The organism is Kineococcus gypseus, assembly GCF_050871305.1.
In the GTDB taxonomy this organism is placed as follows: Bacteria; Actinomycetota; Actinomycetes; order Actinomycetales; family Kineococcaceae; genus Kineococcus; species Kineococcus gypseus.
The window spans coordinates 43,138-58,609 of the sequence record NZ_JBJLRD010000009.1 but is presented as its reverse complement, the minus strand read 5'-3'; the positions used below and the strand labels follow the sequence as shown (position 1 = coordinate 58,609).

14 protein-coding genes are annotated in these 15,472 nt (G+C 76.3%); 6 read left to right on the top strand and 8 right to left on the bottom strand.

Translation table 11 applies throughout. The features are described 5' to 3' along the window. Positions 1-310: 310 nt before the first annotated feature. Positions 311-1,087: an SDR family oxidoreductase gene (locus ACRYMN_RS05105; RefSeq protein ID WP_432492645.1), complete on the top strand. Its 777-nt coding sequence runs from the start codon at positions 311-313 to the stop codon at positions 1,085-1,087. Positions 1,088-1,133: 46 nt separating this feature from the next. Further along, the gene (locus ACRYMN_RS05100) at positions 1,134-1,568 is read left to right on the top strand and encodes a nitroreductase/quinone reductase family protein (RefSeq protein WP_432492643.1); all 435 of its coding nucleotides are present in this window, start codon (positions 1,134-1,136) and stop codon (positions 1,566-1,568) included. A 501-nt stretch (positions 1,569-2,069) separates the two neighbouring features. Here ACRYMN_RS05100 and ACRYMN_RS05095 read toward each other — a convergent pair. From ACRYMN_RS05095 to ACRYMN_RS05075, 5 genes are all read right to left on the bottom strand, one after another. Next, on the bottom strand, positions 2,070-2,906 hold the full coding sequence (locus ACRYMN_RS05095; protein WP_432492641.1) for an oxidoreductase: 837 nt from the start codon (positions 2,904-2,906) through the stop codon (positions 2,070-2,072). A gap of 81 nt (positions 2,907-2,987) precedes the next feature. Continuing rightward, positions 2,988-3,821 (bottom strand): SDR family oxidoreductase, encoded by an 834-nt coding sequence (locus ACRYMN_RS05090; RefSeq protein ID WP_432492639.1) that lies wholly within the window; start codon positions 3,819-3,821, stop codon positions 2,988-2,990. Positions 3,822-3,946: 125 nt separating this feature from the next. After that, entirely contained in the window at positions 3,947-4,396 is a 450-nt protein-coding gene (locus ACRYMN_RS05085) for a DUF308 domain-containing protein (protein WP_432492637.1), read from the bottom strand. A 280-nt stretch (positions 4,397-4,676) separates the two neighbouring features. Continuing rightward, the gene (locus ACRYMN_RS05080) at positions 4,677-7,889 is read right to left on the bottom strand and encodes an ATP-binding protein (RefSeq protein ID WP_432492635.1); all 3,213 of its coding nucleotides are present in this window, start codon (positions 7,887-7,889) and stop codon (positions 4,677-4,679) included. After that, the gene (locus tag ACRYMN_RS05075; protein WP_432492633.1) at positions 7,886-9,577 is read right to left on the bottom strand and encodes an MFS transporter; all 1,692 of its coding nucleotides are present in this window, start codon (positions 9,575-9,577) and stop codon (positions 7,886-7,888) included. Before ACRYMN_RS05075 ends, ACRYMN_RS05080 begins: the two co-directional genes overlap by 4 nt. 225 nt (positions 9,578-9,802) lie before the next feature. On the opposite strand from ACRYMN_RS05075, the gene ACRYMN_RS05070 reads away from it, so the two are divergent. Next, entirely contained in the window at positions 9,803-10,615 is an 813-nt protein-coding gene (locus ACRYMN_RS05070) for a DUF429 domain-containing protein (RefSeq protein ID WP_432492631.1), read from the top strand. Between the two features lie 3 nt (positions 10,616-10,618). On the opposite strand, the gene ACRYMN_RS05065 is transcribed toward ACRYMN_RS05070, so the two are convergent. Both ACRYMN_RS05065 and ACRYMN_RS05060 read right to left on the bottom strand, forming a co-directional pair. Continuing rightward, a complete protein-coding gene (locus tag ACRYMN_RS05065) occupies positions 10,619-11,548 on the bottom strand; it encodes a universal stress protein (RefSeq protein WP_432492629.1) in 930 nt (309 codons plus the stop codon). 150 nt (positions 11,549-11,698) lie between these two features. Then, positions 11,699-11,935, bottom strand: a complete 237-nt coding sequence (locus tag ACRYMN_RS05060; protein WP_432492627.1) for a hypothetical protein — start codon at positions 11,933-11,935, stop codon at positions 11,699-11,701. A gap of 139 nt (positions 11,936-12,074) precedes the next feature. Between ACRYMN_RS05060 and ACRYMN_RS05055 the strand changes: the two genes are divergently transcribed. The 3 genes from ACRYMN_RS05055 to ACRYMN_RS05045 all read left to right on the top strand — a co-directional run bounded on the left by ACRYMN_RS05055 (position 12,075) and on the right by ACRYMN_RS05045 (position 13,416). Further along, complete coding sequence (locus tag ACRYMN_RS05055) at positions 12,075-12,221, top strand: hypothetical protein (protein ID WP_432492625.1); 147 nt, start codon at positions 12,075-12,077, stop codon at positions 12,219-12,221. Next, the gene (locus ACRYMN_RS05050) at positions 12,212-12,607 is read left to right on the top strand and encodes a hypothetical protein (protein WP_432492623.1); all 396 of its coding nucleotides are present in this window, start codon (positions 12,212-12,214) and stop codon (positions 12,605-12,607) included. Before ACRYMN_RS05055 ends, ACRYMN_RS05050 begins: the two co-directional genes overlap by 10 nt. A 113-nt stretch (positions 12,608-12,720) precedes the next feature. Beyond that, positions 12,721-13,416, top strand: coding sequence for a hypothetical protein (locus ACRYMN_RS05045; RefSeq protein ID WP_432492621.1), 696 nt, complete (start codon positions 12,721-12,723; stop codon positions 13,414-13,416). 211 nt (positions 13,417-13,627) lie between these two features. Here ACRYMN_RS05045 and ACRYMN_RS05040 read toward each other — a convergent pair whose 3' ends face one another. Then, entirely contained in the window at positions 13,628-15,433 is a 1,806-nt protein-coding gene (locus tag ACRYMN_RS05040) for a sensor histidine kinase (RefSeq protein WP_432492619.1), read from the bottom strand. Between the last annotated feature and the right edge of the window lie 39 nt (positions 15,434-15,472).

The window sequence follows — 15,472 nt, the reverse complement described above, 5'->3', positions numbered from 1 at the left end:
GAGGCTTCCGTGAGGGGCGGATCCCGACCGCTGCTGCGCTGCCCCAGGGGGTTCTGGCTGCCGAGCGAGCCGGAACGGTCACGACAGTCGGACCACTGCTGTTCCGACTGCCCAGTGCGTCGTGCGACCTGCCACAGGGCCCGCTCGGCGGCCTCCGCCGTCCGACCGCTTTGACACGGGCACGGTGACCACCACGCCCCCTCCCGACCACGCTCGCGCGAGAGGCGAGTCGGTTGACTCACCTCCGGAGCACGCCTATGGTCACCAGAGAGGTGAGTCACCCGACTCACCACTCTGGAGGAGGGGCATCGTGGAGCGGTTCGCGGGCAGGACAGTGCTCATCACCGGTGGCGCCGGGGGCCAGGGGTCCTCGCACCTGCAGGCGTACCTCGACGAAGGCGCTGACGTCGTGATCGGCGACATCCGCGACCAGCTCGGCGCGTCGCTGGTCGCGGGCCACGACCGCGCGCACTACGTCCACCTCGACGTGACGGACGAGGGTGACTGGGCAGCGGCAGTCGAAGCTGCGGAGTCCCTCTTCGGCCCCATCTCGGTCCTCGTCAACAACGCCGGCATCGGCAGCCCGCCCGTCCTCATCGAGGACGGCGCCCTCGACGACTGGCAGCACATCATCGCCGTCAACCTCACCGGGACCTACCTGGGCATCCGCGCCGCCGTCCCATCGATGAAGAGGGCCGGCGGCGGTTCGATCGTGAACATCGCTTCCATGGCGGCGAACACCGGCATCGCCCACCTGGCTCCCTACGTGGCCAGCAAGTGGGGTGTTCGTGGCCTGACGCGGACCGCTGCGCTCGAGCTCGGCCGTCTGGGCGTGAGGGTCAACTCGATCCACCCGGGCGTCGTCGAGACCCCCTTCATCACCGAGCCGCTGCGCCCCGGCCTGGCACCCGTCAGCGACTACTTCTCACCCGACCCCTTCGCCATCAAGCGGCTCGCGCAGCCGCGCGACATCACCGAGCTCCTGCTCTTCCTGACCTCGGAGGCGGCGTCGTTCATCACCGGCTCGGAGTTCGTCGCCGACGGCGGGCTGCTCCTGGGACCCGCCGTCCCGGCTGACGCTGCGTGATCGGCGCCGCGCCGCTCCACCACCAGCCGCACTCACAGGAGGACCCGTGGACGAGCGCACACGCCGCGCGCTGGAAATCACCCCGGCGTCGTCGGCCCGAGCCCGCACCATCGACATCACCACGACGGGCGCACGCACAGGGCTCGCGCGACGCATCGAGATCTGGTTCTACAGGGCCGGCGGACAGGTCTACCTGACCACCCAGCCCGCCCGGCGCAGCTGGTACGCGAACCTGCTGGCCCACCCCGACTTCACCTTCCACCTCAAGAACGAGGTGCGAGCGGACCTGCCGGCCCGGGCCGAGCCCGTCCTGGACCCAGAGGAACGTCGACGCATCTTCAGCGAGATCGTCGCGGACCTCAACCAGCCGCTGCACCGGGGCTACCTGGCGCAGCCCGTCGAGCCGGTGGAGCAGTGGGTCACCGGCAGCCCACTGGTGCACGTCACCTTCCACGACGACGAGGAGCCGAACGACGCGTGAAGAAGCGCGCACCGGGTGGTCAGGGACTGGTCAGCTCCGAGATCGGCCACGGGGCGATGGGCACCTCCACGGCGTACGGGTCCAGCGACCAGCCCGACCCGTCCCGGGCCATCGCCGCTGCCCGTGAGGCCGAGGCGACTCACTACGACACCGCCGAGCTGTACGGCTGGGGCGAGGACGAGCGGATCGCCAGCACGACGACGACCTCGTGGTCGCGCACCCGGCGCGACGCGGTCGAAGGCTGCGGCGGGGGTGCGGGTCGGGCTGCCGCTGACGTGTTCGGAGTCCGTGCACGCAGCGTCGGACTCGCGCTGCTGCCTGCGCGAGTCGATGAACAGCACGTGTCGCAAGGTTCGAGGCTCGACCGCGGCAGGACCCCGCTCGGGGGGAGGTGCCCCGCTCGTGCGCGCCTCCACGGCCGAAGGAGGTGCCGACCCGTGCCGGGAGTGGCGCTCGCGGCCGTCCCCGCGGCGCACCGCGCACCGCGCTCTCGGCACCGGCTCACGCCGGCACACCAGAGGCCCGCTTGATGAAGCTGTCGAAAGCACGGTCGGGCAGCGTCCTGCGCAGGAGGACCAGCGGCTTCGCTCCGAAGCCGACGCGGTAGCGGGTGCGGGGGCGACGGCTGGTGGCGGCGGTGGTGACGGCTTCGGCGATGACGCTGGTCGGCGAGGTCGACCGAGCGTCAGGTCGTGAGCTGCTGGCGAGGGAGGCCGCCATCGCGGTGGCCTGCTCGCGGTAGGGGCCCGAGCCGGAGGTGGCTCGCAGCTTGTCGGCCGCGATCGCTCCCCACTCCGTGCGGACGGATCCGGGCTCGATGACGATGACGTCGATGCCGAAGCGTCGCAGCTCCAGCCGCAGGGCGTCGCTGAGCCCTTCGACGGCGTACTTGCTGGCGTGGTACCAGGCGCCCATCGGGGTGGCGAACTGCCCTCCCATGGAGGCGATGTTGACGATCCTGCCGCTGCGTCGAGCGCGCATGGTCGGCAGCACCAGCTGCGTCATCTGGGCGAGCCCGAAGACGTTGACGTCCATCTGCGCGCGTGCTTCGTCGAGGGGCACGTCCTCGAGCGCGCCGTACGAGCCGTAGCCCGCACCGTTGACGAGGACGTCGATGCGGCCGTGATCGGTGAGGACCTGCTGCACGGCGCTCTTGGTGGAGGTGTCGTCCGTGACGTCCAGCGCCAGGGGGTGCACTCCTGCCTGCGCCAGGTCGGACATGCGGTCCACCCGGCGCGCTGCGCCGTAGACGGTGAAGCCCGCTGTGCGCAAGCGGCGGGCGGTGGCCTCACCGATGCCCGAGGAGGCTCCGGTGACGAGTGCGACCTTGGTGGTCATGAGTCTTCCTTCCGGTGCGCGAGCCGGCGCGCGTGAGGGGCGGGAGCGAGCGGTGGTGCCGTGCGGCGAGCGGAGCGGAGGTCAGAGCACGGCCGGCTGGTCGGCACTGGCCGCAGGGTCGGCGAAGAGGTCCTCGTCCGTGCGGGCCCGCCACGCGCGCTGCTGCACGGCCTGGATCCACGGGACGATCCCCTCCGGGACCACGGTGCGGAACATCGGCGACTCCGCCTCCACGACGTTCACCAGCGCTTCGACCGCGACAGCGGGATCGAGCTGCTCGCGCAGGCCCTCGCTGAGGCCGGCGAGCAGCTGCGGCGGCGAGAACGAGGCGGCCGGGTCGAACCAGCGCAGCATCGTCTCGGCACCCCGATCGTTGAACCCCGTGCCGAACAGTCCCGGGTTGAGCGTGCACACCTGGACGCCGGTGCCGGTCAGCTCCGCCTTGAGCCCTTCGCTCAAGCTCTCCAGCGCGTGCTTGGTCGCGGTGTACGCGGCGGCGAGAGGTACAGTGACCAGCCCGCCCATCGACGAGACGTTGACGATCCTGCCCGAACCACGTGCCACCATGCGCGGGACCACCGCCTGGCACATCGCCAGCGTCCCGAACACGTTGACCTCGAAGTTGCGGCGCACCCGGGCCAGCGGGATCTCGGCCACGGGACCGGTCTCCATGACCCCTGCGTTGTTGACGAGGACGTCGAGGTCCTCGCGGGCGACCACGGCGACGTCCGTGGCGTCGGTGACGTCGAGCACGAGCACCTGCAGGTGCACGCCTCTTCCGGCGGCAGCCGCGAGCAGTTCGGTGGCCTGCGGGGCGATCTGCACGGCGGCGAGCACGTCGTGACCGCGCTGAGCCAGTTCGAGGGCCGCGCCTCGCCCGAAGCCGGTCGCTGCTCCCGTGATGAGCACTCTCATGGTTCCTCCACCTGGTGTCGTGTGGTCGCTGACAGGGGTCGGCTGTGTCGTGCGGTCTCCGCTGCGCTGCGGAGCGCACCCGTTCGAGTGCCGCCGGGCTCGACGACCCGCGCACGTCCCCGCGTTCAGGCCGCGCCGGCGGTGCCGGCGAGGCGGAGAGAGCGGGCGGAGCGGTGCAGGCGCAGCGCGGAGGTGAGGAAGAAGACGGCGCCGAGGACGGCGTAGCCGGCGAGCACCGAGAGCGTGGCGTCACCGCTCCCCGTGGCGGTCACAGCGAACATCGCACCGGCGAGCACCGACAACCCCCCGCTGAGCAGCATGGGCCAGCGACCCCGTGCCCGTCCGCGCACGAGCGCGACGAGGAGCTGGGCCGCGCCCGCAGCGATGGCCCAGATGCCCCAGACCAGCAGGACATGCTGGGTGTCGCTCCCCACGGTGGCCAGGACCACCGCGGCCAGTGCGCTGATCGCGACGTTGGCGCGCACGGCGATCCGGGAGCGCGCGCTCCCGGTCGCGTCCCAGCGGTCGAGCATCAGCGCGAGGACGTCGATGAGCGGGTAGGTCACCAGCAGCACGATCGTCACCGTGCTCGGGGCAGGTCCGGATGAGGTGAGCGCGAACGCGGCGGCCCACGCGAGGGCGGCGGCGGCACGTGCGAGGTGCAGGCGCCGCAGGCGCCGCGTCGGGTCCAGGGCGGGTGGTGTCGGTGCTGCCGGCGTCGTCGCTGCGCTGCTCGCTGTGCTCACGGTCTGGCTCCCGGGGTCCGTCGGTCGGCGTGCGTCGCCGGTCAGCGCCAGACCGTAGGCAGGGGCAGTGGAAGGCGAGTGGAGCGTTGTGAACGGCTCCCCGGGAGCCTCAGGGCAGCAGGGGGTCGCGACGGCGCGCGAACAGGGGGGCGCCGCGCCGCAGGGACAGCTCACGGGCTGCAGCGACCTGCTGCTGCACCGCGTCGCCGTCTTCACCGCGGGCTCGCATCAACGAGGCGTCGATCATCAGCAGCAGGCCTTCGGGGTAGCGCTGCCCGTAGCGCTCCAGGCACTCGTGAGCTCGGCCCAGCGATGCGGCAGCCGTCCCCAGCTCGCCGGCGGCGATGGCCATCTCGGCGTGCAGCCCGAGCCAGAGCGCCGCGCAGGAACGCACCGGTCGCGTCAGGTGCGTGTCGATGAGCTCCGCGGCCCGCGCCAGGGCCTGCGCGGGGTCCTGGCCGGTCAGCGCCCGCGCCCAGCACAGCCCGAGCCGCACCTGCGGGGCGTGGAAGACGTACGAGGCGTCGGGGTCGGCCTGCACACCGCGCAGCGCCCCCTGCAGGGCCCGCTGCGGCCGCCCCGCCATCGCCGCGGTGCGCACGGTGTGCATCGCCCAGACGGTGGTGGCGAAGGGCTGCGCGTCGGCGCGCAGCTCGAGCTCGTCCAGCAGCGTGCGGGCACGCTCCTCGTCGCCGTGCACGGCGGAGACCTCGGCGAGCATGGCCAGCGCGTGCAGCTGCAGGTCCTGGGCGACCGGGTCCCCGGAGGCACCCGAGGTGGCTCCGGCCAGCAGGTGGCTGGAGGCGAGCAGGTCGGTGTGGGCTGCACCGACGTCGCCGTCGCTGTACTGCTGCAGGCCCCACGCCTGCAGGCCGTAGGCACGTACCAGCCTCGACGACGAGGCCTGAGCGCGCTGGTGCAGCGCCCGGGCGATCGGGGTGCTGCGCCCGGTGTCCAGAGCCTGGGAGTGAGCTGTCCAGCGCGAGAAGGTGAACATCGTCGCCTCCTCCTCCCGGCCCAGCTCGCGGGCCAGGTGCTGAGCCCGCTGCAGCAGGTCGAGGGAGTCCAGGCCGTACATCGAGCGCATCCCCGTCACCGCGACGAGCTCACCGAGGGCCGACAGCTCCAGGGGTGCCGCCCCGGCCGCGCGCGCGGCCTGCACGGCGAGGCGGAACCAGCGTTCGGCGGCTTCCAGCGCCGTCCTGAGCACCGCCAGGCGCCCGGCGCGCAGCAACGCCGTGGCCACGCGCCGCGGCTCGGCGAAGGCGCCGGCGGACCACAGGTGGTGGGCCACCCGCTCCAGGACCGCATCGTCACCGCCGAGCTGCTCCAGCGCGTCCGCGATCCGCAGGTGCAGCGGCCCGGTCTCGTGAGCCGGCACCGCGTGCAGCACGCTCTCGCGCACCAGGTCGTGAGCGAAGCGCACGCTGGATCCGCTGCACCCCTCGAGCTCCAGCAGGCCCAGGGCGGTGATCGGCTCGAGGGTGGCCAGGCAGGTGTCCAGGCCGAGGCCGCAGACCGCGGCGAGCAGCTGCAGCTCGCCGTCGCGGCCGATGAGCGCGGCGGTGCGCAGCAGGCGCGCCGCCGACTCCTCCAGCTTGGCGACCCGGCTCGCCACGACGTCCCTCACCGACCCCGGGACGGCGTCCTGCACCCCTGCTGCGCCGGGTGCGGTCGTGGGCTCCACCCCCAGCCGCGCGAGTTCGCGCACGAAGAACGGGTTGCCGCCGGTGCGGTCGTGCACGTCCAGCGCCGCGCCCGAGCCGATCGCGACGCCGGTCTCCTCGCGCACCAGCTGCGCGACCTCCCCGGGCGTCAGCGGCCCGAGGTGCATCCGGCGGTGGCCCGGCGCCCGGGCCAGCACCGCCAGCGTGCGTGCCAGCTCGCTGCCCGGCACCGGGTCGCGGTCGCGCAGGGCGGCGAGGACGCCGACGCCTCGCGGCGCGCGCGCCACCAGGTGCTCCAGCAGGCGCAGCGAGGCGGTGTCGGCCCACTGCAGGTCGTCGACGACCAGCAGGACGGGCCCGGCCGCGGCGACCTCGGCCAGGAGCGTGCGCACCTGCTCGAAGAGGCGGAACTGCGCGCTGGCGTCGGGCGCGACCGGGCCGTCCACCGCTGCGCCGGCACCCACCAGCAGGGGGGCGAGGCCCTGGGCGGCCGGCGAGGCGAGCGCGTCCGCGGGAGCCGCAGCCGTCAGCTCCTGCAGCACCGAGGTCCACGGCCACAAGCTCGGCACGCCTCGGCCCTCCTGGCAGCGGCCCCAGGCGACCAGACCGCCACGCGTGGTGACCTCAGCGCCGGTCCACCGCAGCAGGTGCGTCTTGCCCGCACCAGGCTCACCGTCGATGACGGTGACCGTCGTGCCACCGTGGAGCAGCGTTCGCGCTGCGTGGTGCAGGTGCGTGCGCTCCTCGCGGCGACCGACCACCTGCTCCTGGTGAGGCGCTCTCGCGGACCTCGCCTCGGCAGGCGGGGCCGGCACGGTGCGGGTGGTGGCCAGCTGGCGGCGGCCGGTGCGCTGCACCAGGGCCTGCTGGTGCGCGGCGCGCAGCGCGTCCCCCGGCTCCACTCCCAGCTCGTCGGCGAGGCGAGCGCGCACCCGTGCGTGCACGGCCAGTGCCTCAGCTCGCTGCCCGGCTGCGGTCAGCGAGCGGATGAGGCTGGCGTGGACGCGCTCGTGCAGCGGCGCGGTGCGCGCGGCCAGGCGCAGGGCCGGCAGCACCTGCAGCGCGGCGTCACAGCCGATGGCCAGGTCAGCGGCCCTGATGCTGTTCTCGTGCAGCTCCTCGTCGAGACCGGCGAAGACCGCCGCCGCAGCCGGCTCGTGCGTCAAGCCGTGCCCCGAGCGGTCGCGCCACTGGCTCAACGCCCGCACGTACAGGCGCACGGCGTCCTCCGGCCGGCCGCCGGCCTCCGCGGTGCGCGCTGCACCGACCAGGCTCCGGAACACCGCGAGGTCCAGGACGTCCGCGTCGGCGCGGCACAGGTAGCCGCCCCCGTGGCGCAGCAGGTGGGAGCCGGACGCGCGTGCCGGCAGCTCCGGCTCCATGACGCGTCGCAGTGAGCCGACGTACTTGTGGACCACGTTGAGAGCGCTCGGAGGCGGCCGATCGCCCCAGAGCATCTCGATCAGGTCGTCGGTGGACACCGGGCGGCCGGAGAGCGCCAGCAGGAGCGCGAGGAGGCGGGTGCGCTGCAGGGGACCGGTGTCCACCTCCGTGCCGTCGCGCCACACGCGCACCGGCCCCAGGACCTGCAGGCGCAGCGCAGGACGTGCCAGGGGGCCGGCACCCGTACCCGGGTCGAGCGCGCTCGTCGTCACGGCCGCCCATCCTCCAGCGCGCCGCCCAGGGGCCGGTGCGGGTCCCCGCTCGCCGACGCGCCGCTCACCCTCCCCGCGCGACGGGTTCGCGGGTCCGACCGCTCCGCGGTGCGCGCGCCGGCGGCGAGGGGCCGGCCGTCCCGGCTGTCGATGCGCACGCGGGGCGGCGGGGCGTCGACCGGGCAGCACATCGGGTGCAGGGCAGCGGCCGGCCCGGTGGGGCGCTGCTCCGAGGGTCCACCGGCCGGGTCCGGGGAGCGCAGACCGGTCCAGGCGATCCCGGCGCCGAGGAGCGCCAGCACCGCGCACGCCAGCACGGCCGCGGCGAAACCCCGGCTCAGCGCCTGCGGATCGGTGTAGTCCTCACCGCTCAGGCCCACCAGCAGCGGCAGGCCGCTGACGGCGGCCAGCTGGGCGGTGCGCGCGACGGCGTTGCTGACCCCCGAGGCGGCACCGGCGTGCGCGGCCGGGGCGGCGGCCAGCGCCGTCGCCGTCACCGGGGCCACGGTCGCGCTCAGCCCCACGGCGACGACGAGCACCGCCGGCAGCACGTCCCCGAGGTAGGAGGCGCCGGGCTCGATGCGGCGCATCAGCAGCATCCCGGCGGCCATCAAGACCGGACCCGCGGTCAGCGGCAGCCGGGGCCCGGTGCGCTGCGCCAGCCGCCCCGCCCGGCTGGACAGCAGCAGCAGCACCAGCGTCATGGGCACCGTCGCCGCACCGGCCTGCAGCGGGCTGTAGCCCAGCCCGTTCTGCAGCTGCACCACGAGCAGGAAGAAGACCCCGCCCAGCCCCGCGTAGACCGCGAACGTCACCGCGTTGGCGACGACGAACCGCGAGGAGGCGAGGACGGCCGGCGGCACCAGCGGCTCGGGGTGGCGCCGCTCGACGAGCACGAGGGCGAGCGCGGCCGACACACCCACGGCCAGCGCGGCCGCGACCAGTCCCCACGGCCCCGTGGTCGCTCGCACCAGGGCGTAGGTGAGCCCGCCGAGCGCCAGCACCGTCAGCACCGCTCCCGCCGCGTCGAGGGGCGCCCGCTCCCGCTGCGCGCGGGGGTCGCCGGCCCCGGTCGGCGGCCGGGGCGCGGGGCGCGGCTCGGGCAGGTGCCGGACGGCGGCAGCGGCGGCCAGCAGGCCCAGCGGCACCGGCAGCAGGAAGACGGCCCGCCAGGAGGACTCCACCAGCAGCCCGCCCAGCAGCGGGCCGACGGCTCCGGCGATGCCGCCCAGCGCCGACCACGACCCGATGGCGCGGGCGCGGTCGGCGGGGCGCAGCATCGACTCCAGCACGGCCAGGCTGCCGGGCACCAGCAGCGCCGCACCCACGCCCTGCACGGCGCGGGCGACGACGAGCAGCGGCAGGGTCGGCGCGAGCGCGCACCCGGTGGAGGCCAGGCAGAACAGCAGGGCGCCGGCCACGAAGGTGCGCCGACGGCCGAAGCGGTCACCCACCGCCCCGCCCAGCAGCACCAGCGACGCCAGCGCCAGCAGGTAGGCGTTCAGGACCCACTGCAGACCGCTGACGCCGGCGTCGAGGTCGGCGCCGATGCTGGGCAGCGCGACGTTGACCACGGTGGCCTCGAGCTGGGCCAGGGCGCTGCCGAGCACGGCGACGACCAGCAGCCAGCGACCCCGGGCGCTGGCCAGGGCCAGCTGCGGCACGGCCGGCGCGGTGCCGGCGCTCACGACCGCTCCGCCCTGGAACGGCCGGGGTTGCACCGCAACCGCTCGGGAGCCACCGGCGCCGAGCCGCCCAACCCGCCCACCTCGCGCACCCCGTCCACCTCGCACCTCGTCCGCCTCGTCGGCGCCGTCGCCCGGCTGCGCCCACGATCGCCGCGCCACCGGATCGCCGTCCAGATCCCACTGCTGGAACGGGCACCGTCCCGCGCGCTCCGACACGCTGGAACCGTGCGCGCCACCGCCGGTCCGGGTCAGGACGACCTCTTCCTCGGCATCGACCTGGGCTGGGTCGAGACGTCGAAGGGCCGCACCGGCCTGGCGGCGGTCGACGGCAGCGGCCGGCTCACCGCCTGCGCCCGCGTCCGGACGGACGACGAGATCGCCGCGTGGGTGGCGCAGCAGCCCGGGCGCGTGGTGGTCGCGGCCGTGGACGCGCCGCTCGTCGTGCCCAACGCGACCGGCTCGCGGGAGCCGGAGAAGCTGATGGGCAAGCACTTCGGCAGCTTCGGCGCCTCCGCCTACCCGTCCAACCACGCCCTGGTGGGCGCCCGACCGCGCGCGCAGCGGCTGGCGGAACGGTTCGGGTGGGCCGTGGACCCCGCCGCACCCACCGGCGGGACCGGGACCGTGTGCATCGAGGTCTACCCGCACCCGGCGATGGTCGGGCTCTTCGTGCTGGGCTACCGGCTGGGTTACAAGAAGGGCGGCACCGCACGACGAGCGCCCGCGTTCGCCGAACTGGCGGGGCACCTGGAGTCGATCGCGGTCCTGCGGCTGGCCGAGCACCCGAGGTGGCAGGAGATCCGGCGGACGATCGCCGCCCCCGCGCCCGGTGACCTGAACCGCGTCGAGGACGAGGTGGACGCGGTCCTGTGCGCCCACCTCGCCTGGCTCTGGCACCACCACCGGGAGGCGCTGCACGTGTACGGCAGCCTGGAGGAGGGCTACGTCGTCGCGCCACCACCCCCGACGCACCGGGCGGTGCGCCCGGTCGCCGCGCGGCCGCCGGTGGCGCCTCCCCGCGAGCCGCCACCGCGGTAGTCCTCACCGGCCGCCGGTGCTGCTCCCCTGCAGCACGGGCACCGCGCGGCTCTCGCGCACGCGCGCCGGGTCCGGCACGACGACCACGGGCACGTCGGCGCCGTGGAGGACGGCGTGGCTGGTCGAGCCCAGCAGCGCGGAGGCGAACGCCCCGTGCCCGCGGCTGCCGACCACGAGGAGCCGCGCCCGCTGGGAGACGTCCAGCAGCGCGTCGGAGGCGAAGGGGTCCTCCACCACCCGGGTCTCCACGAACAGCCCGGGGTGCTCGCGCCCCAGCCGCAGCACCACCGCCTCCAGCTCCCGGCGCGCGTCGTGCAGCCCCTGCAGCGCGCGCCGCTCGACGTCCCGGGGCGTCGCGGCGCGCGGGGGCACGCCGCACGGCTGCCAGGCGCGCACGACCAGCAGCTCCTCGGCGTCGCGCCGGGCCAGCGCGGCGGCGAAGCCCACCGCCGCGTCGGCGGCGGTGGAGCCGTCGTGCCCGACCACCACGCCCCGCGCGGCGTCGGGGGGCGCCGCGCGCACCACGGCGACCGGGCACGGGGCGTGCGCGGTCAGGAACAGGGCCGTCGACCCCAGCGCACCGGCACGGCGCCGCGCGTGGCTGCGCGCGCCCAGCACGAGCAGCTCGGCGCGCCCGGAGGCGTGCAGCAGCGCGCGGCGGGGACGGTCGTGCACCACCTCGGTGGACACCGTCAGCGCGGGCGCGGCGTGCAGGGCCTGCCGGCGCAGCTGCTGCAGCACCCGCTCGTCCACGCCGTCGAGCTCCCGCAGCGCCTCGGCGGGCGACCACCCGAGCGCCTCGGCGGCGCCGGGGTGCTCGCCGACGTGGACCAGGTGCAGCGCGCACCCGCGCCCGAGCGCCTCCGCCGCGGCCCAGCGCACCGCCGGCCACGCCGAGTCCCGGTCCGCCACCGCCACCACGACCGCGCCCATCGGTGCTCCTCGACCAGCGGTGCCGCGCGGCGGTCCGGCGCCGCCCCGGCGCGCGGGAGGGCCGCGCTGCCGCGAGGGTGCGCCGGCGCCGGGCGGACCGGCAGGGACCAACGTCCCCGGGTCCGGCCCGCTCGCCGCCGGGGCGCGGCGTCAGCCCAGCAGCAGGCTCGCCGTGAAGCCGGTGGCCACCAGGGAGCTGGCCAGCAGCAGCAGGGAGGCGCCCGCGGGCGCCGACACGAGCACGAGCAGGGTGGCGCTGACGGCGAGGAGGGCGCCGAGCAGCATGAGCGCGCTGGCGGTCGCGTGCGCGGCCCGGCGCCCGTCGACGCCGACGGCAGCGGCCCCCGGACGCGCCGGCACGGGCTCCCGCCCTCCCTGGATCCTCACGGTGGGTACATCGCTCATCACATCGAGGCGTTACGCGGGGGACCGCCGCTCCGGGGTGCGATCGACCGGCCCACCTCGGGGGGTCGCGGACCTGACCGATCGCCGTCCGCGCGGCGCGCAGCCGCCCTATGGTTGAACGGTGCACGGGTCGAGGACCATCGGAGAGCGGTGGGCCGGCCTCGGCCTCGTCCAGCGGGAGGGCGCGCTGCGCCCGGACGAGCGCGAGGACGCGCCCCCCGGGGTCGTCGACGAGCCGTGCCGGCGCGGCGTGCGCTCGTGCGGCTGACGCCGCGCCCGCGGCGCGCACCCTCGCCCCCGAGCCCGGCGAGGACCGAGCACCCGGCCGCCGGCGCGCTGCCCCGGCACGTCGCCGACGCGATCGCCGCGTTCGTCCTGGACCGCTGCCGCAGCGGCTCGTGGGCGCTGGACGAGCAGCAGAGCGCCGCGCGCGCCGGCCAGGCCGACGTCGTGCTGCGCTACCGCGACGCCGTGCGCGACGGGCACGAGCTGACCGCCGACAACCTCGCGCACGCCCTGCTCGACATCGCCGCCACCTACGGCCACCACGCCCGCTTCGACCGGGCCTGGCTGCACTGGCAGCAGATCGTCGCCGGCCTGGAGGAGCGCGTGGGACCGGGCGCGGGGGGCCGGGGAGCGCCGCCGGCCGGGTGAGGCACCCCGCCGGCCCCCCGGGCCGTCCGGGACCGAGGTCCCTGGTACCGGCCGGGCGGCCGGCGCAGGCTGCGTCCGGCCGCGTCGCCCGCACCCCCACCAGGAGGACCGCCTTGCTGCCAGGACCGGACCGCGAACCCGCCCGCACCGCGGTGGTGACGGGTGGGGCACCACCCCGGCGGTGGTTCGACCCCTGGGGCACCGCCACCGGTGCGGTGCTGCGCGCGGCGCGGCACCGCTCGCCACTGCTGCCGCGCGCGCTGCTGGTGGAGGCCGTCGCGCGCCTCGTGCTGCTGGCCGCCCTCCTCGCGGTGTCGGCGTGGGCGCTGCTGACGGCCCCGGCCGCCGGTCAGCGCGCCGCCGACGCCACCCGCCGCCACCCGCCCGCGGTCGAGCTGGTCGCCGCTCACGTGGAGCGGCTGCCCGCCCACCGGGCCCCGGGGGGCCGCCTGGGCGCACCGCGGTGGCTGGTCGCGTACGCCTGGGAGGGCGGGGCCGTCCGCCGGGAGGTGTTCCCCGAGCAGCTGACCGCCGCGGGCGCCCCCCGCAGCGGGCGGACCGGGGACGTGGTCCTGCTCCGGGTCGACCCGGCCGACGGCGCGCTGGCCCACGAGCCGGTGACGCCCTGGCGGGCGCGGGACGCCGCCGTCACCAGCCGGATCCTGCTGGTGGTGCTGCTCACCGGCGCGCACCTGGTGCTGCTCCTGCTGCTCGCCGGTGCCGTCCAGCGCCGGCGCGCGAGCGCCTGGGAGCGCGACTGGCTCGCCGTGGACCCCGGACGCCCGGCGGGCGGCGGGACGTGGCGGTGAGGGGACGGGTGGGGGGACGGGTAGGGGGACGAACGTCCCTCGCGACGCGCCGCCCGCCCGGGCAGCGTGGGCACCGGCGAGCAGAGCACCGGGAGGTGCGGGCGGTGGTGCGACCCCCGCGCGCGCGGTCCGGCTGGGGGACCGCCCGCTGCGGGTGGCTCCGAGGACGTGGCCCCCGCGGCGGGCCCGCACCCGCGGCACCGGCGTCCGCTCACCCGTCCCCCGGCAGCGGCACGCTCCACACCAGGCGGGTGCCGCGGCCCTCCGCGGTCAGCGGCGAGGTGGCGGTGCACTCGCCGCCGCGGCGCCGCGCGCGCTCGCGCAGGTTCGCCAGCCCGCTGCGGCGCGTGGCCCCGCCCATGCCGGCGCCGTCGTCGGTGACCGCCACGCGCAGGCCCTGCGGCCCGACGCCCACGTCGACGTCGACGCCGTGGGCGTGCGCGTGGCGGGCCGCGTTGCTCAGGGCCTCGCGCAGCACGGTGGCGACCTCCCCGGTGAGGGCGGGGTCGACGACCGTGTCCAGGGGGCCCTCGAAGCGCACCGCGGGGCGGAAGCCCAGCGCGGGCACCACCTCGTGCGCCACCGCCAGCACCTGCTGGCGCAGCCCGGTGGCGGCGTCGTCGCGCCGGCGCAGCTCGAAGATGGCCGTGCGCAGGGCGCGGATGGTGCCGTCGAGCTCCTCGACCGTGTCGACGAGCGCGTCGCGCTCCTGCGGGTCGCGCTCGCGCGCCGCCCGGGCGGAGAGGGTCAGCCCGACGGCGAAGAGGCGCTGGATGACGTCGTCGTGCAGCTCGCGGGCGATGCGCTGGCGGTCGTCGACCAGGAGCAGCTGCCGGCGCGCCTCCTGCGCCAGGCGCAGCTCCAGCGCCAGGCCCACGTGCCCGGCGAAGTCGGCCACCATCGCCTGGTCGGCGGCGTCGAAGGGGGTGCTGCCGGGGCGGCGGGTCAGCGAGAGCACCCCGGCGCGGTCGCCGCCGGCGCGGGGCACGCGCACGAGGACGCCGGGCCCCAGCGGCACGCCGGGGGCCGCGTGGGCGCGCCCGCCGGCGGCGCCGTCCTCGACGAGCAGGTCGCGGTCCTCGCTCAGCGCCAGCCCCGACAGCGAGCGCTCGCGCGGAACGGTGGTGCCCAGCAGCGCCGCCGCGCCCTGCCCGTCGGCGGCGACCACCTCCAGGTCACCGCCGTCGGGGCCGTCCGGGCCGGCGGGCCCGGCCAGCAGCACCACGGCGAGGTCGGCCCCGGCCAGCTCGCGCGCGCGCCGGCAGATCAGCGCGAACGGGTCCACGGCCGCCGAGAGCAGTTCGCGCACGATGGCCGCCGACGCCTCCAGCCAGCGCTGGCGGCGCTGCGCGACGTCGTAGAGGCGGGCGTTGTCGATGGCGACGCCCGCCGCGGACGCCAGGGCGACGAGCAGTTCCTCGTCGTCGGCGCTGAACTCGCTGCTCCTGCCGTCGCCGCCCACCTTGTCCGCGAGGTACAGGTTGCCGAAGACCCTCTCCCGCACGCGCACCGGGACGCCGAGGAAACCGCGCATCGGCGGGTGCCCGGACGGGAAACCCGCCGAGGCGGGGTGCTGGGTGAGGTCCACCAGGCGCAGGGGTTCGGGGTGGGTGATCAGCTGCCCCAGGAGCCCGGCGCCGCGCGGGAGGCGGCCGATCGCGGCGGCCGTGCCCTCGTCGACGCCGACGGCGAGGAACTGCGCCAGCGTCCCGTCGCCGCCGATCACCCCCAGCGCGCCGTATCGGGCGCCGACCAGCCGGCAGGCGACCTCGGTGATGCGGCGCAGCAGCACCGGCAGGCTCACCTCCGCGCTCACGGCGCGGGTGGCCTCCAGCAGACCGCGCAACCGGCTCTGCGTCTGCAGGACGTCCTGCGCCCGCTCGACGAGCTGCTCGAGCAGCTCGTCGAGCTCCAGGCGCGCGATCTGCGGGAACGCGATGGCGTCCTCGCCGGGTGGCGCGGCTCGCCCGCCCTCCCGGGCGGCCGCGCGGCCCCCGGTGCCGACCGGTCCTGCCACCGGCGTCACCCCCCGGACGACGAGCAACCACCACCCCGT